Raw genomic sequence first — 21,899 nt, 5'->3', positions numbered from 1 at the left:
CTCATGCCCTCCCGTTCGAGGTCAGTGCCCGATTGATACTCTCCGCCGCGTCGCGGCCCTGCGCGACCGCCGAGACGGTGAGGTCGTCGCCGCCGAAGATGCAGTCGCCGCCGGCCCAGACCTTGGCAAGTGAAGTGCGCCCTTCGGCATCGACCTTGATGCGGCCTGCTTCGAGCTCGATAGACGCGCCGCTGCCGTTGAGTGCTGCCGGCACAAAGCTTTGGCCGATGGCCTTGAACACCTGGTCCGCAATGAGCGTCAGCGTCTCGCCTGTGCCGGCAAGAGCGTCGCCGTTCAACGCCGTGTATTCGAGTTCGATGGCGCTGACCTTGCCGCCCTCGGCTATGACCCGCTTCGGCTGCAGCCAATGGCGAATGGTGACGCCATTGGCGGCGGCAAGATCCTGTTCGAACTCGGACGCGTTCATGTGCTCCTGGCCGCGCCGGTAGCAGATAGTCACCTCCTCGGCGCCGAGCAGCTTCGACTGCACGGCGGCGTCAATCGCCGTCATGCCGCCGCCAATGACGACGACGCGCCGGCCAACCAGCAGGCCGGAAAGGTCACTCGCCTGGCGCAGTTCGGCAATGAATTCGACCGCATTGACGACGCCGTCGGCGTCCTCGCCATCGGCGCGCAGCGCATTGACGCCGCCAAGCCCCATGCCGAGAAACACCGCATCGTAATTGCGGATCAGGTCCGACAGTTGATAGTCGCGGCCAAGCGCCTTGCCGTTCTGGATATCGATGCCGCCGATCGCGGTCACGTAGTCGACTTCAGCCTGGGCGAAATCGTCGACGCTCTTGTAGGCGGCGATGCCGTATTCGTTGAGGCCGCCGGCCTTCGGGCGCGCCTCCAGTATGGTCACGTCATGACCATAGCGGGCAAGCCGGTGCGCGGCGGCAAGGCCTGCCGGCCCGGCGCCGACCACCGCGACCGACTTGCCGGTCGGCTCGGCGCGAGGATAAAACTGCTTGTTCTCGCTCATGGCGACATCGGTGGCGTAGCGCTGCAGGCGGCCGATCTGCACCGGCTTGCCTTCCGCCACTTCGCGTACGCAAACTTCTTCGCACAGAGTCTCGGTCGGACAGACGCGGGCGCACATGCCGCCCAGAATGTTCTGATCGAAGATCGTCTTGGCCGAACCAATAGGATTGCCGGTCGATATCTGGCGGATGAACAGCGGAATGTCGATCGAAGTCGGGCATGCATTCATGCACGGCGCATCATAGCAGAAATAGCAACGGTCGGATTCGACCAGCGCCTCATGGTGATCGAGCGGCGGGTGCAGGTCGGAAAAATTGTCCGCGTACTGGTCGGCCGAGAGCCTGCCGCCTGCAATGCCTTCCTTGAACTGGCCTTCTGGCATTCTCAGTTCCCCATGGTTTTCGTTTTGGGGAAGGCTAGCACATTTTGTTTTTTTATCAATTGGTCAATTTTTGGCACAAGATGTTGAAAAGGCCTCGCAATAATATGAATTTTTTACTCATGTTAAGGCGATTGCGGTTGCCTCCGCGGAGCGAGCGAATGGCTGGGATCAGGTCTGCGGTCATGAATAACCCTGACCTCGTCCGCGACCAGTTCCTGCAACCGCCAGATTGCGATCGTGGATGCCGAATGCCTCGAGATGGCTGACCGTGTTGTGGAGATATTCGGCGCCGGACCCGATATGCCCGCAGGCTCTGGCCAGCACCTTCGCCACCCGGTCCAGCGGCTGCATCAACGACGTTTCCCTGCCCTTCAAGCTGACCCAGAAGCCAAGCGCGCGCAGCGCACCTTGCGCCGTATGCACCGGCAACCACCTGACCGTGCCGACACTTTCGTGGTCGCTGATCTCGCGCCGCAGCAGCCGTTCGATCTGGACCGGCTTGTCGCCGTCCGGCAAGCGATAGATCACCCCCATTGCATCGGCCGCCCCGTTCGAGCGCCATCATCAAACCCGGCTGCTCGGCGCTGCCGCGCCAGCGCACCATGTCGAGGCAGAAGGAGCGGTGCCAGCCAAAGGCCGTGGCGAGCTGTTGCTCGATCGACTCGAATTCCGGCTTTCAGATCAGCGACCCGTAGGCGAACACCCATAGCGGCCCCCTGTCGGCTTCATCGGACAGCCGCAAGGCAAGGGCCCGGAAATCCTCGTCATTCAACTCCGTCCAACTCGGGTCCGGGCCGGGATCGGCCTCTTGCCGATGGCACAGTGCGACAAGCTCGGTGTGAGCGACATCAAGCGCATGAACGATAACCCCTCGTGACCGCAGAGAAATCGAAAAACGCCGCGCGCGCAATCGGGGAACGCTTGGCATGCAGAGACATTGTTGTTCGGGGGCTGTCGGATTTCCGTCGTGAAGATCGTCCTAGGATGGATCGGACGACGATCGATGCATGAAAGGTGAGGAGACCGAAAAATGCCAAAAGCCCCGATGCCCTTCTTCTGGTACGAATTGATGACATCAGATCTCGACGCCGCCGAGGCGTTCTACCCCAAAGTGGTCGGCTGGACGGCACAGCCTTTCGACAAGGCGCCCGGCATGCCACGCTACATCGTCATGAATGTCGGCGAGCGTGGCGTCGCCGGCCTGATGACCATGCCCGAGGATGCCGCCAAGATGGGCATGCCGCCCGCCTGGCTGGGCTACATCCATACAAAAGATGTCGATGCCGCAACGGCATCGCTGAAAAAAGCCGGCGGTACCGTTCACCGCCAGCCCGAAGACATTCCGGGCGTCGGACGATTTGCCGTCGTCGCCGATCCGCAGGGCGCGACATTCATGTTCCTGCAGCCGAACGGCCCCGACCAGCCTGTCGTGCCGGCCAGCACGCCCGGCCATATCGGCTGGCACGAGCTTTACACGAGAGACTGGAAGGCCGCGTTCGATTTCTATTCGGACCAGTTCGGCTGGATCGATGCCGGTGATTTCGACATGGGCCCGATGGGCACCTACCAGACCTTCACGGCGGGCCCCGAATCCGGCGGCGGCATCATGAACAAGCCGGAGCAGATTCCAGTCCCGGTCTGGCAATTCTATTTCAATGTTCCGGCCATCGACGCGGCCGCCAAACGCGTGACCGACAATGGCGGCAAGATCCTGATGGGGCCGATGGAGGTCCCCGGCGGCAGTTGGGTCGTCCAGTGTCAGGACCCGCAAGGCGCGCATTTCGCATTGATGGCGCCGGTACGCTGACGGCGATAAACAGCGTGGGAACAAAGCGCCGGCCTTTCATCGCACCACCGATGAAGGCGGTATTCCTTAGCCTGGCGCCGACCTATTCCGGCGCCAGGACCGCGACCTTCAGGTCAGCCCCTTTCGCGCCGCTGAACTGGACGGTGGCCGGGCCGGACGCAAGCTTGAAGCGTACGCTCTTGCGGATGCCGGGGCAGGTTTTCACGCCGCTATAGCCCGCCGACTTGATGGCGTGACCATCCTGAATGACATCGATCCAGGCCTCACCCGAGAGACTTATCTGTATAGCTCCCTCGGGTGGCACCTCCACGCTGGTAACAGCGCCGAACGTGCCTGCCACCGGAGCCCGTTCGGGCGGTATCGCGAAGCCGGCTCTCTCGACCGGCACCAGTGCCAGGTCCGCGGCCGCACCGACCGCCAGCGTCGTTCCCGACGGGGTCGCCGGCGCTGCGGCAAACAAGACCTGTTCCCGGGTCACCGGCCATTTGAAGGCCTCGCAGCCTGCCTCCTCGGCCACGGCGAAGCTGGTGCCTGCAAGGAATGCGAATAGGCTGATGACGACTTTTTTCATGGCAAGGGGACCCACGGGTTGGAGTTCCACACCAATACAACCATAACGGAAATAATGCAACCCTAGCGTGAATAATATAAAATCGCTGGGGAACATTTCCAATCACCGACTGTTGATGGCAGGCCATGGGATGTGAATGGTCCATTGCCAGGCAATAATTTATGCCCGGTCCGGGAGGTAAAGGGAGTTTAAGATGGCGCTTTTCGATGGCCTTGCCAGATATCAGCCGCAGGCACTCGGCGTATTGCGCATCGTCACGGCCCTGCAGTTCATCGAGCATGGCTCGCAGAAACTGTTCAATTTCCCGGTCGGCGAGCATGCCGACGCCCTGACCGGGCTGACACTCACAGCCGGCATCCTCGAATTCGCCGGCGGCATCCTGCTGGCGCTGGGGCTGTTGACCCGGCCGGTCGCATTCCTTCTGGCTGGCGAAATGGCGATCGCCTATTTCATGGCGCACGTTCCGCGCGACTTTTTCCCCGTCAACAACGGAGGAGATTCGGCGATCTCGTTCTGCTTCATTTTCCTTTATCTGGTGTTTGCCGGCGCCGGCGCCTTCGCGCTGGACAATCGCCGCAACGCCTGACGCCTTGCGACGCCCGCCTGGCTTCAGGCGCGCATCCGCTCGAAATTGGCGTCGAACAGCGGAGCCGGCTGCATGCGCGCGGCATGGCGCTTGCCCAACAACTCGATCTCGAACCCGTCGCTCTCATCGGCGATCTCTTTTGGCACATAGCCGACGGCGACGGATTTTTTCGAGTGATGCGCGTAGCCCCCCGACGTGACCCAGCCGCGCACGGCGCCGCCGAACCAGATTGGCTCGTCGCCGATGACATCGGCGTCGTCTGCATCGACGATGAAGGCGCGCAGACGCAATTTGCCGCCCTGCTTGCGCTCGGCAAGTGCCGCGGCCTTGCCGATGAAGTCGGCGTCCTTGCCATAGGCCACGAAACGGTCGAGCCCGGCCTCGAGCGGCCCATAAATCGGCCGGTACTCGCGTCCCCATGAGCCGTAGTTCTTCTCCAGCCGCAGCGCGTTGAGCGCGCGCGAGCCGAACAGGCCGATGCCGAATTCCTCGCCGGCCGCCGTCAAGGTCTGGAATGCGGCGCGCTGGTATTCCGGCGCAACCCAGATTTCGTAGCCCAGGTCTCCGGTGTAGCTGACGCGGCCGACCAGGCATGGCGCCATGCCGATATCCATCCTGCCGATGGCCATGAACGGAAACGCCGCATTGGACACATCGGAGCGCGTTGCCTTTGCCAGCACATCCCGCGCTTTCGGCCCGGCGATCGACAGTCCGGTGAGCTTCTGGCCAAGCGCCTCGATGCGAACCGAGCCGTCGTCAGGCAGGTGCTTCTCGAACCAGCGCATGTGGTATTGCTCGGCGATACCGGACCCGGCGAGGAACCAGCCGTCCTCCCCCAGATTGGCCAGCGTGAAATCGCCGATCAGTCTGCCGTCCTGTTTCAGCATCGGCGCCAGTGTCATGCGGCCGGGCTTCGGCAGTTTGCAGGCAAGCATCCGGTCGAGCCAGGCGGCCGCGCCCTCGCCCGTCACCTCATATTTGGCGAAGCTCGAAATCTCGGACAGGCCGACACCGTCGCGAACGGTCGCGACCTCCTTGGCCACCTGCGTGAAATCGCTCGAGCGGCGCCACGAGAACTCGTCCTTGACGCCCTCCGGCGCGTACCAGAGCGGCACCTCCAGCCCATAGGCAACGCCCCATTGCGCACCCCTGGCCGACAACAATTCATAGACCGGTGTCGTCTTCAGCGGCCGCCCGGCGGGCAGTTCCTCATTGGGGAAGCGGATCGAGAACCGCCTGGAATAGTTCTCGCGCACCTTGGCGTTGGTGTAGGCCATCGTCGCCCAGTCGCCATAGCGCGCGACATCCATCGCCCAGATGTCGGCGCCGGGATCGCCTTCGATCATCCAGTTTGACAGTGCCAGCCCGACGCCGCCGCCTTGTGAAAAGCCAGCCATGACACCGCAGGCGACCCAGAACCCTGGCAGCCCGCGCACCGGCCCGACCAGCGGGTTGCCATCCGGGGCGAAGGTGAAGGGCCCGTTGATGATCTGCTTGATGCCGGTATTCTGGAACGCCGGGAAATGCCGGAACCCGACCTCCAGCGATGGCGCGATGCGGTCGATGTCCGGCGCCAGCAATTCATGGCCGAAATTCCACGGCGTCTGGAACTCGGACCATGGCTTGTTGGCCTTCTCATAGGTGCCCATCAGCATGCCGCCACGCTCCTGGCGCAGGTAGAGCTCGCCATCGAAATCGACTGCATGGATGATTTCGGTGCCGGTCTTGGCGTTCCAGGCGGCGACCTCTGGCATGTCCTCGGTGATCAGGTACATATGCTCCATCGCCAGCACCGGCAGTTCGAGCCCGACCATGCGGCCAACCTCGCGCGCCCACAGGCCGCCGGCGTTGACGACGTGCTCGGCCACCACCTCGCCCTTGTTGGTGATGACGCGCCAGAGCCCGTCGGCGCGTCGCACGATGTCCTCGACCTTGGTGAAGCGTTCGACCTCGGCGCCGAGTTTCCGCGCCGCCTTGGCATAGGCATGGGTGACACCGGAGGGATCGAGATGGCCATCCTCCTTGTTCCTGACAGCGCCGACGAACTGCTTGGGATCGAGCAGCGGCATCAGCTCGGCCGCCTCGTTGGGCGAAATTTCCTCAAGCTCGATGCCGAGATAGCGGCCCTTGGCGACGACGCCGCGCAGCCAGTCGAGGCGTGCCTCGGTCGCCGCCAGGAGCACGCCACCGGTCAGATGCACGCCAGTCGCCTGGCCGGAAAGCTCCTCGATCTCCTTGTAGAGGTTGATGGTGTATTTCTGCAGCTTGGCGACATTGGGGTCGCCATTGATGGTGTGCATGCCGCCGGCAGCATGCCAGGTCGAGCCGGACGTAAGCTCGTCTCGCTCCAGCAGCACCACGTCGGTCCAGCCGTGGCGAGCGAGATGGAACAGCACGGAGCACCCGACGACGCCACCGCCAATGACCACGACCTTTGCATGCGACTTCATGGATTTTTCTCTGATCAGTAAGTTGGATAGGTGAATGGATTCGAGGAGGGAAGCATCACGGCTCGCCCTGCCCGATCATTTCCTTGCGCTTGGCCATGTAAGCCTCCAGCGCCTCGCGCACGGCGACATCCATCACCGGCTCGACATAGTCTTCCAGCGCCTTCTTCCACAGCCGCGTTGCGCGTGCCGTGGCGTCGAGCCCGCCGGCCTCTTGCCAGGCTTCATAATTCTGCCAGTTGGACAGCATGGGCTGGTAGAAGGCAGTGGCGTAGCGCTCCAGCGTGTGCGGCTCGCCGAAGAAGTGGCCGCCGGTCGGCACCGCGCCCAGCGCCTCGACGGCAAGTTCGGCCTCGTTGACCTCGATCGGACGCAGGAATTCCATCATATGCTGGATCATCTCGACATCGATGATGAGCTTCTCGAACGACGCCGTCAGCCCGCCCTCCTGCCAGCCTGCGGCATGATAGACGAGATTGCCGTGGCCGAGCACCGCGCCCCATAGCGCCATCAGCGTCTCATATGCGCCTTGCGCGTCGGCGGCGTTGGAGGCCGAACCCGGCGTCGTGCGATATGGCAGCCCGTAGCGCCGCGCCAGTTGCCCCGACGCGATGTTGGCCTTGGTGTTCTCCGGCGTGCCGAAAGCCGGTGCGCCCGACTTCATGTCGACATTGGAGGTGAAGGCGCCATACATGACCGGCGCACCGGGACGCACCAGCTGCGTCAGCACGACGCCGAACAGCGCCTCCGCATTCTGCTGCGCCAGCGCGCCGGCCAGCGTCACCGGGCTCATCGCTCCCATCAGCGTGAACGGCGTCACCGCCACCGACTGACCGAACTCGGCCATGGTCATCAGCCCCTCGGCCATCATCTCGTCGAAGCGGCGCGGCGAGTTGACCGAGATGATGGTGGTGACGCCGGGGTCGTCGCGCATCTGGTCGAGGCTCAAGCCTCGGGCGATTGCCATCATCTCGATGCCGTCGAGTGCCCTGCCCCGTCCGATTGCCGAGACGTGGAAACTCTTGTCGGTCAGCGTCAGATTGGTGAAATAGGTGTCGAGATGGCGGGAATTGGCCGGCAGCTCGACCGGCGCGCAGACCTGGTTGCCGAGCATGTGGATGCAGTTGAAATGCTGCGCCAGCCGGGTCAGGTCCGAATAGTCGCGGAGATTGCCGGCGCGGCGGCCGCGCTCCATGTCGTGCACATTGGGCGGTCCGGCAACGAGGGTGAAATTGATGGTGTTGCCGCCGAGATGAACGGCATTGGCCGGATTGCGCGGCGTCAACACATAGCTGGACTGTGTGGTCTTCAACGCCTCGGCGACCAAACCCCTATCGATGCGGACATTCGCTGAGGCATGATCGACCTTGGCGCCTGCCTTCTCGAACAGCGACAGCGCGCGCGGGCTCATCACCTCGATGCCGAAATTCTCCAATACGTGCATCGACGCCTGGTGGATCGCCTCTATCTGATCGGGCGACAGCATGGCCATTGGCGGATAGGGGTTTGTCACCCGCCTGAGCGGCAGTTGCGGAATGGCCGATGGCCCTCTGTTGCTGGTGCGCTCGGCGCCGCGTTTGCGTCTCGGTTCGTTCATGCTTGGCATCAAAGCTCCGGCGAACCAGGCAAGCTGTCAGAAATACGCCATTTGCGGGCGTGATTTTAGCCAAGGCGGCATTTCTGCAGCATCTGTTTAGAAACAGCGACGAAATACGTCGATTTACTGGTACTGGATTTTTTCAAGGGATTGCGCCGCCGAAGCATTAACGAAGGCTGCAAGATTCCCTTTATGATTTCGGCCTATTGCTCTGCCGATGCGTAGTTCGAGTTTTAGTAAAATTGCTGCGGTTTGCGTGCTGCTGGCGCTTTCGGCCTGCGCCACCGCGCCTAATCACATCAACAATGTCTGCGCCGTATTCGATCAGAATGACGGCTGGTTCGACAACTGGCAGTCGGCCGCCGAGCGGACGCAGCAGAAATATGGCGTGCCGGTTCCCGTGCTGATGGCGACGGTGCGCAAGGAATCCGGCTTCAAGAGCAACGCCCGCCCGCCACGCACCAAGCTTCTCGGCTTCATTCCGTGGAAGCATGTCTCATCGGCCACCGGCTTCTCACAGGCGCTGGACGGCACCTGGTCGCAATATCAAGGCGAGACCGGCAACTGGGCGGCGCGGCGCACGAAATTCGCCGATGCGGTCGATTTCGTTGGCTGGTATCACTCCAAGACGGCAGACACCTACGGCATCGCCCGCAACGACACCTATAATCTCTACCTTGCCTACTATCTCGGCTGGACCGCCTATGGGCGAGGTAACCGGGGCGATGCCGGCGTACAGGGCTACGCGCGGGCGACCGACAAGATGGCCCGCGATTATGCGCAGCAGTTGAGCCAGTGCGGCAACTAGAAGGACTGCCGCGACAGCGGCAGCCTTGATCAGCTCGGCTTCGGCTTCTTGCCGCGCGGACGCTTCGGCGGCGGGCCGGCAAAGCCCGGGCCATCGCCATGCGGCGAGTCCTCGGGCACGCCCTCATGCGCGGCATGTTCCTTGTCGAACTTGATCACCGGCTCCATCTTGGCCAGCACGTCATCGGAGAGCCAGCACAGGCTCATATGGCCGTCGCCGAGATGCTTGACCGGCGGCACCTTGGTCTCGCACAGATTGTCCGGCACCAGTTTCTTGTAGCCGCAGCGCGTCTGGAATGGACAGCCCGACGGCGGGTTCATAGCCGACGGGATATCGCCTTCCAGCACGATGTGGCGCTTGACCACGCTGGTGTCGGCGATCGGGATCGCTGACAGCAGTGCCTCGGTATAGGGGTGATAGGGCGGCGCGAAGATCTGGTCGGTCGTCCCCTGCTCGACGATATAGCCGAGATACATCACGACGACGCGGTCGGCGATGTAGCGAACGACGGACAGATCGTGGCTGATGAACAGCATCGTCGTCTTGTTCTTACGCTGGATGTCCATCAAAAGCTCGGTCACCGCTGCCTGCACGGACACGTCCAGTGCCGAGACCGGCTCGTCGGCCACTACCACCTTGGCGTCGCCGGCAAAGGCCCGCGCCACGCCGATGCGCTGCTTCTGGCCGCCGGATAGCTGGCGCGGCTTGCGGGTCTCGAAGGCCCGCGGCAGCTTCACCAGGTCGAGCAGTTCCAGCATGCGCTTGCGCCGGTCGGCAACCGTCTTGCCGACATTGAATTTCTCTAGGGTCCGGATGATCTGCGAGCCGACAGAATGGCTGGGATTGAGCGTGTCGAACGGGTTCTGGAACACCATCTGGATCGACGATACAGTCTCGACGCTACGGCTCTCGATGCCGGTCGACTGGATTTCCTTGTTGCCCAGCGTCACCGTACCGGCACTTGCCGTCTCCAGCCCGAGCAGCACCTTGGCCAGCGTCGACTTTCCGCAGCCGGATTCGCCGACGATGGCAACCGTCTCGGATTCGCGCGCCATGAATGAGATCGTCTCGTTGGCCTTGACGACGCGGCCCTCGCTCGAGCCGAACACCTCGCTGCCGCCGACCTTGTAGTATTTTCTCAGATCCTCGATCTTGAGCACCGGCGCGCCGGGCACGACGCGCTCCTTGACCTTCTTGGCGCCGGGCGGCAGCGCGTCCCAGTCGATCTCGTTGAAGCGCACGCAGCGCGAAAAATGGCCTTCGTGACCCGCGACCTCGATCATCGGGATTTCGGCGGCGTTGCAGACGCCCTCGACGAAATGGTGGCAGCGCGGGCCGAAATTGCAGCCCTTGGGCCGCTCATGCGGCAGCGGCAATTGCCCTGGGATGGAAATCAACGGCCGTGAGTTCTTGTCGGCGCCGGGCAGCGGAATCGAGCGGAACAGCCCTTGCGTGTAGGGATGGCGCATCCGGTCGAACACGTCCTTGATCTTGCCGGTCTCAACCGCTTCGCCCGAATACATCACCGTGATGCGGTCGCAGGTTTCCAATATCAGGCCAAGATTATGCGAGACGAAGATCATCGACGTGCCGAACTTCTCGCCAAGCCCCTTGACCAGGTCGACGATGCCCGCTTCCACAGTCACGTCGAGCGCTGTCGTCGGCTCGTCGAGCAACAGCAGCGCCGGCTTCGACAGCAGCGCCATGGCAATGACGATGCGCTGCTGCTGGCCGCCGGAGAGCTGGTGCGGATAGGAGCGCATCATGCGCTCGGGATCGGGCAGCTTGACCGAGCGCACCATTTCAAGCGCGCGTTTATACGCCTCTTCCTTCGACACCTTGTCGTGGATCAGCGGCACTTCCATCAACTGCTGCCCGACCTTCATCGCCGGGTTGAGGCTCGCCATCGGCTCCTGGTAGATCATAGCGATCTTGTTGCCGCGGATGGTGCGCAGCTCCTCGTCGGAGAGCTCGCCCATGTCCTTGCCCTGGAACTTGATCTTGCCGCCGACGATCTTCCCGATGTTGGAGAGGTCGCGCATGATGCCGAGCGACACGGTCGACTTGCCGCAGCCGGATTCACCGACGATGCCCATCGCTTCGCCCGGCATGACGGTGCAGGAAAAATCCATGACCGCCGGTATCTCGCCCTTGCGGGTGAAGAAGGAGATCGACAGGTTCTCGATCTCGATGATCGGCCCATTGGCCGGCTTGGCGGGATTTCGAACTGCCTCATTCATGGGTCGCTCCAATCCTGGTTCTTTCGGGCCTGGTTCTTGCTTCTTTCAGGCGCATCGGGTCGAGACCCGCAGATCAGTCTTTCATCGATTGTTCGCGCAGCGAGTCGGCGAGCAGGTTCAAGCCCAGCACGAACGACATCAGCGCGATCGTCGGCGGCAGCGCCGGGTGGACGAAGGAACGCAGCAGCCGGCTGGCGTCCTTGATCGCGGTGCCCCAGTCCGGGCTTTCCGGCGCCAGGCCAAGGCCGAAATAGCCGAGCGTGCCGAGCAGGATGGTGGTGTAGCCGATACGTAGGCAGGCATCAACGATCAGCGGCCCGCGCGCATTGGGCAGGATCTCCCAGAGCATGATGTACCAGGGCGATTCACCGCGTGTCTGCGCCGCTGCCACATAGTCGCGTGTCTTGATGTCCATCACCAGGCCGCGCACGATGCGGAACACGCCGGGGCTGGAGGCGAACACCACCGCCACGAAGATGTTGAGCTGGTTGGGATCGATGTGCACGATCCGCAGCGGGTCCTTGTCGAACACAAGGCCGAGATAGATCCAGCCGCCGACGATCAAGGTGATGCCGAGCAGGATGTAGAGCCGGTCGGGCCGGTTCTTGTAGCGCGTCCAGAACAGCACGCTGAAGAAGATGATCGGGAACAGGAAGAACACGCCGGCCATGGCATAGGGGATCGGCGTATCCATGATGCCCGGCGTCACCAGCAGGTAGAACAGCAGGATGACCGGGAAGGCGAGCACCAAATTGGCCAGGAACGACAGCACCGTGTCGATCTTGCCGCCGTAATAGCCGGCCGGCAGGCCGAGCGTGATGCCGACCATCAGCGCGAAGCCGGTTGCGGCAGGCGCGATGATCAGCACGATCTGGCTGCCAAAGACCATGCGCGAGAACACGTCGCGCGCCAGCTTGTCGCCGCCGAACAGATAGGAAAGCCCCGATTGCGGTTCGATGGCGCCCGGCAACACATCCTTCATGATGGGGACCTGGGCCAGCGGATCGAACGGTGAGATCGTTGCGGCGAAGATCGCCGTGAACAGCCAGAACAGGCAGATGCCGACGCCGACGACGCCGACGCCGCTATCGAACAACTGGCCGTAGAGCGCCAGCTTCTTCTTGTAGGCGTAGCTCGCGCCCATGACGATGACGAGCGCGATCCAGACCGGCCAGAAGCGCGACAGCACTTCGAGAACGACGGTGAAGCCACTGATATATTGTACCGGCATCCGCTTCGCTCCCTACTGAACTCTGATACGCGGATTGAGAAACGCGTAGCCGACATCGGAAATGAGCTGCGTGATCAAGACGATGAACACCGAAACCAGCGAGCAGCCGAGCAACAGGTCGATATCGTTGTTGCCGGCTGCCTCGACCAGCGTATAGCCGAAGCCCTGGTAGCGGAACATCACCTCGACGATGACGACGCCTGTGAGCAGCCAGGGAAACTGCAGCATGATGACTGTGAAGGGCGCGATCAGCGCGTTGCGCAACGCGTGTTTGATCACCACGCTGCCGAAGGAGAGACCCTTCAATCGGGCGGTGCGGATATATTGCTGCGTCATCACCTCGACCATCGAAGCGCGCGTCATGCGGGCGATGTAGCCGATGCCGTAGATCGCCAGCGTCATCACCGGCAACGTGAAATTGTAGAAGGTGATGCCCTGGCTCGCCGACGCGGCCGAGCCATTCAGCAAGCCAAGCCACGAGGCGAAGATGACGGTAAAGATGACGCCCGATACATATTCAGGCGTCGCCGTCGAAGCGATCGAGGCGACCGAAAGCACGCGGTCGGTTCGCGAGCCCTCACGCATGCCGGCCAGAATGCCGATCAGCAGCGAGATCGGCACCATCACCGCCAGCACCCAGAACATCAGGATACCGGTGGCGCCGAGCGCCGGAAACAATTTCGAGGCGACCGATGCCTTGAACTTGGTCGAGCAGCCGAAATCGCCTTCGAGGACGCCGGCGAAGGTCGGCACGACCGGATCGTTGCAGAAGGAGAACCGCTGCGCCGGCTTTCCGGTCGCAGGGTCGGTCACCGGTTGCTTGGGCACGACGCCGAGCCACTGGCCATAACGGACGAAGAAGTTCTGCCGGTAGCCATGATTGACCAGCCAATTCTCAAGCTGCTCGGCCGACGTATGCATTTCGGTCTGGCTGATCGCCAGCTTCTTCAGATTGGGTTCGAGGTTGATCAGGAAGAAGACAACCATGGTCAGGCACAGCATCGTCAATGCCATGGTGCCAAGACGCCTGATAACGAAAGAAAGCATGGCTGCCCCTGCCGATGGGTTGGGGTTTGAGCCGGCTATGAAAGCCAACCCTGCCGTGACCGGCGGGGCTGGCTGTCAAACAGGCCTTCGGATGCGATCAACCTTGTTTTTGTTGCATGACCTTGCCCTGGAGTCCCGCAACTTTTTTGAGAAGCGCGGCCCCACAGGGGCAGACGATGCAAAGAGCGAGGGAAAGGGGCGACGCCCCTTCCCCTTGTCGGCGCAATCAAGCCTGTTCGAGCCAGACCTTGCCGTAGTCGCGCTCGAAGGTCGGGTGCATCTTGTAGTTCTGCACCGCCTTGACCGAGTGGCTGTACAGCTTGCGCCAGTACGGCTGGATGATGATGCCTGAATCCTGCAGGATCTGCTCGATATCCTTCATCATTTCCTTGCGCTTGGCGGCGTCGGCAACGGCGAGCGCCGCATTGAGCTTGGCATCCCAGTCGGGATTCGACCACGCCGTCTCATTCCAGGCCTCGCCGGTGCGATAGGCGATGGCCAGGACCTGGACGCCGAGCGGGCGCATGTTCCAGTTGGTCATCGACAGCGGATACTTCGTCCAGTCGTTCCAGAACGTCGAGCCCGGCAGAACGGTGCGCTTCACCTTGATGCCAGCTTCGCGCAACTGGGCGGCGATCGCATCGCCGGTGTTCTTGTGCCAGTCCTCGTCGACGGTGATCAGCTCGTGTTCGAAGTCCGCCTGGCCGGCTTCCGCCATCAGCGCCTTTGCCTTGGCCGGATCGCGGGCCACCTTGGGCAGCTCGTAATATTCCGGATGGATCGAGCACACATGGTGGTTTTCGGCCACCGAGCCGGCATTGCCGTAGCCGAGCTGCAGGACGACATTGTTGTCGACCGCAAGCTGCAGCGCGTTGCGCACCTTCTGTTCGCCATAGGGCTTGTTGTTGACGTTGGAGCGGCAGACGATGGTCGATGCCGTAACGATTTCCGACTTGACCAGGTCCATGCCGTCGAGAATCGACACATAGTCGGCCGAGGTCTCGAAATTGGTGTGCACCTCGCCAGCTTCGAAAGCGCTGACCATGGCGGCCGGATCGGTGCCGTAGTCGATGAATTCCAGGCCATCGAGGAACACTTCACCGTCCCACCACTTGTCGTCGGTGCGGCGCTTGTAGACCACTTTCTGGCCGACATCGTAGGAGACGAGTTCGAACGGACCGGTGCCGATCGGGCAGGCCTTGAAGTCGCCGCCCTTCTCGTCGAAGCTCTTGTGGACGATCAGGCCGGGATAGTCGCACATGTTGGGAATGAGCGCGATGTCAGGCTTGCCGAGCTTGAGTACGACCGTGTGGTCGTCAGGCATGGTGACGGCGCTCTCGTCGAGCTTGTCATCCTTGACCAGCGAGCCGAGACGGCCGGGCATCGAATTGCCTTCGGCTTTCTTGTCGGCCCAACGCTTCAGATTGAAGACGACGTCGGCGGCAGTGAAGGGGTCGCCATTCGACCAGGTGACGCCCTTGCGCACATGCAGCGTGTACTGCGTGGCGTCGTCGTTGACGTCCCAGCTCTCCAGCAGATAGGGGCGGAACGTGTATTCGGATGTGTACTTGACCAGCGGCTCGAGCGCCTGGCGCTCGGCATTGGCGATTTCCGACCAGTCGGCCTTGCGCGGGTCCTTGGGATCCTTGATCCACTGGGCGATCTTGAGCGTGCCGCCCTTCTTGCCTTTTACCTCCTCGGCCTTCGCCGGAGTCGGGTCGGCGAGGCCGAGCAAGCCGTAAGCCATTGCCGTCGATGCACCGAAGACGCTGGCCATGGCCAGGAATTCGCGGCGATCCACCTTGCCTGCCTTGGCATCTTCGGCCATGGCCAGGATGTGATCCGGAACGCGATCGCCATTACTTTTATAAATCGTCATGACTTAACTCCCATTGTTGGCTTTCCGCCTTTTAACATTCCGCATCCGGGCCATGATGTCAAAGACGGCATGGATTGGGAACATGTTAGGGAATGTGCAACTTTGGCAAAGAAGCGGTTCGCGTGATAACGACAGTCTTGGCGCAAAATTGCTACTGCGTGACGGATTCCTCTGGAATCTCGATAGTCGATTAAACTGAGACATTTACGCGGGCCCGGACAGCGCCGGCCTTGAACCGACCTAAGGCCAAAAGCTCCGACGAAGTATCAGTATTCCCTCTCGTAAAAGATGCCGCCCTTGGCTTCACCGGCGTCGTTGGCCTCGCCGCGCAGCTTGACCCCGCGCCCGACATTGAGATCGACTGTCGCCTTGCCCGAGCCTGGCTTGTCACCCTTCTGGATCGTCACATAGGTGCGGTCGTTGAGGTATTTGCCGGCCGAAACCGCCGTGCCGCCCTGCTCGTCCGTCGTGACGTCCAGATCGTCGACGCCGATGGCGCTACGCAGGTTTTCCAGCAGCGACGTCGAGCCGCCAACCCCGGCCAGTTGCCCTGCCGCTTCGGCGAGCTGGGCGATCTGCAGCGGCGACAGGTTTGACATCGAGCGGCCGAAGATCAATTGCGCCAGCACCTCGTCCTCGGGCAGCGCCGGCACCGAGGAGAAGATGAATTTCGGATTTGTCGCCTCGCCCGACACCAGAATGGTGACGGTGGCGCTGCTCGTCGTCGTTGTCGCCGCCAGGTTGAGATAGGGTACCAGCGAGCCGGAGAAGCCAACCGTGCCTTCGGTGAAGGTCAGCCGCTTGCCGAGGATCGACAGCCGGCCGCGCTGCAAGGTGAAGGTGCCGATCGCTTGCGGCGACGAGGCCGGGCCGGTCAGCCTGAGCGAGCCGCCGAATTCGGCATCGACGCCCCTGCCCTGGATGAAGATCTGGTTCGGCGCATTGACCGTGACATCGAGGGTGAGGCCAGTGCCGCCGCCCTTGCCGCTGGTCGTCGGCGGCCGCAGCGCCTTGTCCTGCGCCCGTACAGCACCAGGCGCGTTTTTGTGCTTGACGTCGAGCGCCGCCAGCGAGCCCGGCAATTTGTCCGGAACTGTGATCACCGTCTTGGCGAGATTGATGGTGCCGGCAATCACCGGGGCTGACGTCAGCGGTCCCTTGATCGTCAGGTCGCCGCCGAGATTGGCGGTCACGACCCGTCCGTCCGTATAGCGGCCGTCGACCAGCTTGATCGACAGGTCGGCCGGGAAACCCTGCGCCGGGTTGATGCCGACCGTGCCGCTGGCCGACAGACTGCCGCGCGTCGACAGCGTCCCGGTCAGCCGGTTGATCCTGGCGATGCCGCCGGCAATCGAGATATCGGCGGCGAGATCGTTGACGGCGAGGCCCGAGCGCGCATCCACAAGACGCGCGCCGGAGGTGCTGACGCTACCGCCAATGACAGGCGCTGAAGCCGCCCCGCGCACCTGCAAATTCACATTGGCGGTTCCAGACAGCGACAAGCCTTGCGCGGCGAGCTTCTGGCTGAGCAGGCCGAACGGCACGGCGCCATTGAAATCGAGCACCAACGCCGGCGTGCCAGCGGTCGTCACGGTGCCGCCGCCCTTGAGGCCAAGGCCGGCGCCATCACTCACATTGGCGTTGAAGGCCAGCTTGTTGGCGGCAAAGGTGCCGGACGAGGAAACACTCACCGCCCCGACACCAGCGCCTCGGGTCTGCGATGTCTGCACACCCGCCGCGTCGATGTTGAAGGCGACCGCAGGGCTCGCCGGCGCACCCGTCACCTTCACCGTGCCCGAAATCGAGCCGGCGGCGTCGAGGCCCGCCGAGAAACTGTTCGCAAGCGACATCGGCACCCGCGCCAGCGTCGCGTTGATGTCGAGCGCCGTGCCGATCTTGCCGGTCACCGTCGCTGTGCCGCCGCCAAGGTTGAGCACCAGCCGGTCCAGCGTCGTCGTGCCATTGGCAATGCTGACGGTCGAGGCCTGGGCGATGGCGGTCTTGATGCCCTGGACCGTTGCCTGGCCGGACGCAAGCTCGATGGTCGTCGTGCCGTTGGCCACTTTCACGCGGCCAGCGGCCCGCGCCGGAATGCCCTTGGCGGTCGCGCCGCCGGAAAAGCCGGTCCAGTCACCGTCGCGTTTCAAGTCGACATCGATGCCGCTGATCACGGTGCCCCCTGACGTGACGGTGTCGGCGCGGATTTTTCCGGAGATGACGGGTACGGCCAGATAGTTGGCGACCAGCGCATCGATAGAGACAGCTTTCGCCTGAAGGTCGCCCCGCCTGATCGACGCGGTCGCCGCCTTGATCGCGACCTGCGGTGCGCCGCCATTCTTCGAGAAAGCAATCGTTCCGCGCACGTCGCCTTCTACCTTCTCCAGCGCCAGTGCCGCCAGCGGGCCGATATCGGGCAGGTCGAGCGCAATCGTGCCGACCGGCACGAACTTGTCATCCAGCGCCAGATCGCCGGAAATCCTGTTCTTGCCGAGCGACAGCAGCAGGCCATTGATTGCGCTCTTGCCGTCAGCCGTCGCCAGAACCGCACTGCCTTGCAGCGCCTGGCCGGCGACATTGCCGGTCAGTTGCACATTCGCCGCCGGGTTGGCGGCATCGGCCTTCGCCGTGGCGGTCAGCTTCAGGCCGGTTATCTCGCGCGACGCCACCAGCAGCCTGTCGCTGTCGACCGTCAGCGACAGATCCGGCGCGACGGCCGGCCCCTGAGCATTCAACGCGAAGGCGATGGCGCCCTTGGCGTCTTTCGACAGCAGCGAAACATCGCTCAGCGCACCCTTGATGTCGGCGGCGAGTTTGTTCTCGGCAAGGCTGGCATGCCCTTGCGCAGTCAGCGCGCCCGAGGCCAGCTGCAATCCATCGACATTGACATTGCCCGACGCATCGCGCTTCAGCGCAGCGCTCAGTTCCGCGCGTTCGGCAAGCATGCCGCGCACCGCCGCCGGCAACGCCGTCGAGGCGGCATCGGCTTTCAAATCGAGGTCGATGGCGCCGTCGGCCAGCGATAGCCGGCCGGTGAAGCCACTGTTCAGCGCATCGCTCGTCACCGAGCCGCTGTCGATGGTGACTGCATCCGCAGCCAGCCTGCCGGCAACCTTGGCCGAGACCTTGCCGGCGACGAGCGGCGCAATGGTCGCATTGTCGAGACCGATCTTTTCCGCGGACACCGTTCCGGAGATCGGCCCTGTGCGGGTCTTCAAGTCAAAGGCATCGGAATGCAGGGCGACCGCGATGCCTTCGACCTTTGCCAGCTTCGTAGCAACCGAAGGCACCCTCGCCGAAATGTCGAGCCGGGGCTGCGCGCCCTGCCCCGCTGCCTTCACCGAAAGCGCCTGCAGCTCGAGCTTGATCGGGCTTTCAGCGCTGCCCAGCGTCAGCGGCAGGCTCGGACCGGTCGAATTGAGGTCGATAGCAAAATCGCTGGCGCCGTTCGGATTGAGGGTGCCGGTCGCCTGGCCGGAAATCTTGTCGCCGGTCAGCGTCGCATGGTCGAGCCAAACACCGCCGGCCGTCGTGTAGCTGCCGGCGGCATCGACAGCGAGCGGCCCGAGCCCGGCCTGGCGAGTCTGGCTGGTTTCGACGCCAGCCAGCTGCGCATTGAAACGGACGTCGGGAGCTGCCGGCGATCCGCTCACCTGCGCCGTGCCACCGAGCGTCCCCGCCGCATCGAGACCGGGCGAAAAATCATTGGCCAGTGCTGCCGGCAGCGCCGAAAATTGCGCCGCGAGGTCGAGCGTCTGGCCGGCGGTGCCCGACAGCGTCACCGAACCGCCGCCGACATCGAGCGCCAATTTCTCGATGGTCGTCGTGCCGTTCGCAATGCTTAGCGTAGAGGCTTGAGAGATTGCCGCCTTGATGCCGCGAACCGTGGCTTCGCCCGAGGCGATCTCGACGCTTGTCGTGCCGTCGGCGATCTTCGCCCGGCCGGCAGCGGTTGCCGGAATGCCCGATATGGTGGCGCCGCCGGTAAAATTGGTCCAGTCGCCGTCGCGCTTCAGATCGACGGCGATGCCGCCGATTTCGGTGGTTCCGGAGGTGACGCTGTCGGCCTTGATCGAACCGGCGATCGCCGGCGCCTTGAGATAATTGGCGATCAGCGCATTGACGGTGATGGTCTTGGCCGTCACCTCGCCGCGTGCGATTGACGTGCTCTTCGCGTCGATCGCGACGGAAGGCGCGTCACCCTCCTTGGCAAAGCGGATGGTGCCATCGACGTCACCCGTCACCGCCTGGCCGGCAAGTGCGGCCAGTTGGTCGATGGCGGGTGCCGCGAGCGTCAGCGTGCCGAGCGGCATGAATTTGTCGTCCAGCGCGAGGTCGCCCGAGATCTTGTTGTCACCAAGCGAGACCAGGAAGCCATTGATCGACCGCTTGCCTTCGCTGGTCACCAGTGCCGCCTTGACGTCGAGCGGCTGGTCGTTGACGGAACCGGTCAGCGAGACGTTGGCGGCAGGGTTCTCAATGTCGGCCTTGCCGCTCGCCGTCAGCTTGATGCTCTTCACCGTGCGGCCCGAGGCCGTCAGGCTGTCGCTGTCGGCGGAGACCGTGAAGTCCGGCGCCGTCATGGCGCCGCTTGCTGTCAGCGCGAAATCGATACCGCCGGCAACCGGCACGCCGACTGTTGGCGACAGCACGGAAACATTGCCCAGTTTGCCCTTGATGTCGGCCTGGATATCGGTGCCTTGCAATCTGGCGGTGCCGGTGGCGCTGAGCGAACCGGACGTGACTTCGATCGCGTTGGCAGCGAAGGAGCCCTGCGGATCGCGAGTCGCGCTGGCCGAGAATTTCACCCGGGCGCCGAGCACAGAGGCGATCTGAGGCGGAAAGGCGGTCGCGACCGCATCGGCGTTCATCTTGAGTTGCATCGACAGGTCGGCAAGCGCCACCGTCGCCGTCAGCGAGGCATTGAGCGCGTCGGAGCGCAATGTGCCCTGGTCAATGGCAATGGCATCCTTGCTGACCGATCCGGCCAGGTCGACACCGACCTTGCCGGTGACCAAGGGCGCCAGCGTCGCCACGTCGGTTTTGAGACCACCTGCCTCCAGCTTGACGGCGACCGGGCCGGCGCGGTTCTGGATGTCGAAACCGTCGGAATGGATCTGCGCCGCCAGATCGTCCAGTCGCGTACCACCGGCAATGATCGAAACGAAGGAGGCGCCGATGTCGATGATCGGCGCCTTGCCGTCCCCGAACGCGCGGGCGGTGGCGTTGTTGATCGCCAGCGTTATCGGCTGCGCCTTGCTGCCGACGCTGATGACGACCGGCGGGCCCTTGGCGGCGAGTTCGACCGAGAGATCGCTTGCGCCGGCAGGGTCGATGATGCCGGTGGCGGTGCCATGCACCGCATCGCTGTCGATATTGGCACGGTCGACACTGACGCCGCCGGCTGATGTGGCGGTGCCCGCGACATCGAAGCTGGTCTTGCCAGCAAACAGTGGCTTCAAATTCTCCGGCAGGAAGCTAGCGAAGTCCCCGTCGCCCTCGGCTTCGACATGGCTGCCCTTGTCGGTCGACTGGTGTCGGCCTGTCAGCTGAGTGACGATCCTGCCGTCGACTGAGAACGTGCCGATGCCGTTCCAGTTGGCGAGCGGTCCCGTGCCGGAGACGATTATGTCGACCGGCGGCGCGTCGGGCAATTTGAGCAGATTGGCGATGATGCCGCCTGCCGGCTCCGAGGCCTTGAGATCGAGGTCGAGCCTGTTGTCTGCCGGCGCAAAGTGGATTTTGGCATCGACATTGCCTTGCTTTCCGTCACGGCGGGCGACGTTGAGCGTCGTCTCGACCGCCAGCGGCGCGGCGTCGGCCTTGAGCATTCCCTTGGCGGCGAGTTCGGCGATGCCGCTGCCGGCCAGATCCTGGCCGAGCGCGATCTCGGGCAGGTCGATCTGCTTGATGTCGAGCGAAACCGGCAGCGTCGTCGTGCCGCCGCTCGGCGCTGGCTGCGTGCTGGCCATAGGCAACCGGGCGAGTTCTATGCGTTCGGCGGCGATGCGGTCGGCGCTGAAATTTTTCGACAGCAGCGCCAGCGGCGACCAATCGACAGCCACCTTGCGCGCCACCAGCCAGGCGCCCTCGCGGTCCTCCAGCACCACATGGTCGACGCTGAGAGCCCCGGACCAGATGCCGTCGATGCCGCTGACAGTGATCTTGCGGTCGTCGCTCGAAGCCAGGCGCGAGATGATGCCGGCGAGATTGTCGCGGCCGCGCTCGGTCTCGGTCAGCACGACCAGTGCGCCGATCGCCCCCGCAACCACGATCAGCAGCGTGTAAAGGACAATGCGGAGGATGCGCCAGACCGTCTTCAT

12 protein-coding genes and 1 pseudogene are annotated in these 21,899 nt (G+C 63.2%); 3 read left to right on the top strand and 10 right to left on the bottom strand.

The window, feature by feature from the left end; all coding sequences use genetic code 11:
* Position 1: 1 nt before the first annotated feature.
* Both NKH57_RS04500 and NKH57_RS04495 read right to left on the bottom strand, forming a co-directional pair.
* Positions 2-1,366, bottom strand: a complete 1,365-nt coding sequence (locus tag NKH57_RS04500) for an NAD(P)-dependent oxidoreductase (protein ID WP_352942089.1) — start codon at positions 1,364-1,366, stop codon at positions 2-4.
* Between the two features lie 122 nt (positions 1,367-1,488).
* Positions 1,489-2,224: pseudogene (locus NKH57_RS04495) on the bottom strand (gamma-glutamylcyclotransferase).
* Between the two features lie 172 nt (positions 2,225-2,396).
* Here NKH57_RS04495 and NKH57_RS04490 point away from each other — a divergent pair.
* Entirely contained in the window at positions 2,397-3,173 is a 777-nt protein-coding gene (locus tag NKH57_RS04490) for a VOC family protein (protein WP_352942086.1), read from the top strand.
* 82 nt (positions 3,174-3,255) lie between these two features.
* Here the strand turns inward: NKH57_RS04490 and NKH57_RS04485 are convergent, their stop codons facing one another.
* Complete coding sequence (locus tag NKH57_RS04485; RefSeq protein ID WP_023756936.1) at positions 3,256-3,744, bottom strand: hypothetical protein; 489 nt, start codon at positions 3,742-3,744, stop codon at positions 3,256-3,258.
* Positions 3,745-3,937: 193 nt separating this feature from the next.
* On the opposite strand from NKH57_RS04485, the gene NKH57_RS04480 reads away from it, so the two are divergent.
* A complete protein-coding gene (locus NKH57_RS04480) occupies positions 3,938-4,330 on the top strand; it encodes a DoxX family protein (protein ID WP_352942084.1) in 393 nt (130 codons plus the stop codon).
* Positions 4,331-4,353: 23 nt separating this feature from the next.
* On the opposite strand, the gene NKH57_RS04475 is transcribed toward NKH57_RS04480, so the two are convergent.
* Both NKH57_RS04475 and NKH57_RS04470 read right to left on the bottom strand, forming a co-directional pair.
* On the bottom strand, positions 4,354-6,780 hold the full coding sequence (locus NKH57_RS04475) for a GcvT family protein (RefSeq protein WP_352942081.1): 2,427 nt from the start codon (positions 6,778-6,780) through the stop codon (positions 4,354-4,356).
* Between the two features lie 55 nt (positions 6,781-6,835).
* A complete protein-coding gene (locus NKH57_RS04470) occupies positions 6,836-8,374 on the bottom strand; it encodes a trimethylamine methyltransferase family protein (RefSeq protein WP_352942079.1) in 1,539 nt (512 codons plus the stop codon).
* A 217-nt stretch (positions 8,375-8,591) separates the two neighbouring features.
* Here NKH57_RS04470 and NKH57_RS04465 point away from each other — a divergent pair, with 217 nt between their 5' ends.
* Positions 8,592-9,182 carry a transglycosylase SLT domain-containing protein gene (locus tag NKH57_RS04465; RefSeq protein WP_352486324.1) on the top strand — a complete coding sequence of 197 codons (591 nt, stop codon included), beginning with the start codon at positions 8,592-8,594 and terminating at the stop codon, positions 9,180-9,182.
* Positions 9,183-9,211: 29 nt separating this feature from the next.
* Here the strand turns inward: NKH57_RS04465 and NKH57_RS04460 are convergent, their stop codons facing one another.
* From NKH57_RS04460 to NKH57_RS04440, 5 genes are all read right to left on the bottom strand, one after another.
* On the bottom strand, positions 9,212-11,422 hold the full coding sequence (locus NKH57_RS04460; RefSeq protein ID WP_031259506.1) for a dipeptide ABC transporter ATP-binding protein: 2,211 nt from the start codon (positions 11,420-11,422) through the stop codon (positions 9,212-9,214).
* A 73-nt stretch (positions 11,423-11,495) separates the two neighbouring features.
* The gene (locus NKH57_RS04455; protein WP_023756932.1) at positions 11,496-12,653 is read right to left on the bottom strand and encodes an ABC transporter permease; all 1,158 of its coding nucleotides are present in this window, start codon (positions 12,651-12,653) and stop codon (positions 11,496-11,498) included.
* Positions 12,654-12,665: 12 nt separating this feature from the next.
* Positions 12,666-13,700 (bottom strand): ABC transporter permease, encoded by a 1,035-nt coding sequence (locus NKH57_RS04450; RefSeq protein WP_023756931.1) that lies wholly within the window; start codon positions 13,698-13,700, stop codon positions 12,666-12,668.
* A gap of 226 nt (positions 13,701-13,926) precedes the next feature.
* A complete protein-coding gene (locus NKH57_RS04445) occupies positions 13,927-15,579 on the bottom strand; it encodes an ABC transporter substrate-binding protein (RefSeq protein WP_023756930.1) in 1,653 nt (550 codons plus the stop codon).
* A gap of 266 nt (positions 15,580-15,845) precedes the next feature.
* On the bottom strand, positions 15,846-21,899 hold the full coding sequence (locus NKH57_RS04440) for a translocation/assembly module TamB domain-containing protein (protein WP_352942075.1): 6,054 nt from the start codon (positions 21,897-21,899) through the stop codon (positions 15,846-15,848).

It is taken from the genome of Mesorhizobium sp. M1050 (assembly GCF_040318715.1).
Lineage (GTDB): Bacteria > Pseudomonadota > Alphaproteobacteria > Rhizobiales > Rhizobiaceae > Mesorhizobium.
The sequence above is the reverse complement of the archived record's forward strand: the minus strand, read 5'-3'. Positions and strand labels throughout refer to the sequence as shown.

Bases quoted from the DNA above. Each gene is read 5' to 3' on its own strand.
- NKH57_RS04470 (WP_352942079.1), bottom strand. From the start codon at position 8,374: ATGAACGAACCGAGACGCAAACGCGGCGCCGAGCGCACCAGCAACAGA.
- NKH57_RS04485 (WP_023756936.1), bottom strand. From the start codon at position 3,744: ATGAAAAAAGTCGTCATCAGCCTATTCGCATTCCTTGCAGGCACCAGC.
- NKH57_RS04475 (WP_352942081.1), bottom strand. From the start codon at position 6,780: ATGAAGTCGCATGCAAAGGTCGTGGTCATTGGCGGTGGCGTCGTCGGG.
- NKH57_RS04460 (WP_031259506.1), bottom strand. From the start codon at position 11,422: ATGAATGAGGCAGTTCGAAATCCCGCCAAGCCGGCCAATGGGCCGATC.
- NKH57_RS04480 (WP_352942084.1), top strand. From the start codon at position 3,938: ATGGCGCTTTTCGATGGCCTTGCCAGATATCAGCCGCAGGCACTCGGC.
- NKH57_RS04455 (WP_023756932.1), bottom strand. From the start codon at position 12,653: ATGCCGGTACAATATATCAGTGGCTTCACCGTCGTTCTCGAAGTGCTG.
- NKH57_RS04450 (WP_023756931.1), bottom strand. From the start codon at position 13,700: ATGCTTTCTTTCGTTATCAGGCGTCTTGGCACCATGGCATTGACGATG.
- NKH57_RS04445 (WP_023756930.1), bottom strand. From the start codon at position 15,579: ATGACGATTTATAAAAGTAATGGCGATCGCGTTCCGGATCACATCCTG.
- NKH57_RS04490 (WP_352942086.1), top strand. From the start codon at position 2,397: ATGCCAAAAGCCCCGATGCCCTTCTTCTGGTACGAATTGATGACATCA.
- NKH57_RS04500 (WP_352942089.1), bottom strand. From the start codon at position 1,366: ATGCCAGAAGGCCAGTTCAAGGAAGGCATTGCAGGCGGCAGGCTCTCG.
- NKH57_RS04465 (WP_352486324.1), top strand. From the start codon at position 8,592: ATGCGTAGTTCGAGTTTTAGTAAAATTGCTGCGGTTTGCGTGCTGCTG.
- NKH57_RS04440 (WP_352942075.1), bottom strand. From the start codon at position 21,899: ATGAAGACGGTCTGGCGCATCCTCCGCATTGTCCTTTACACGCTGCTG.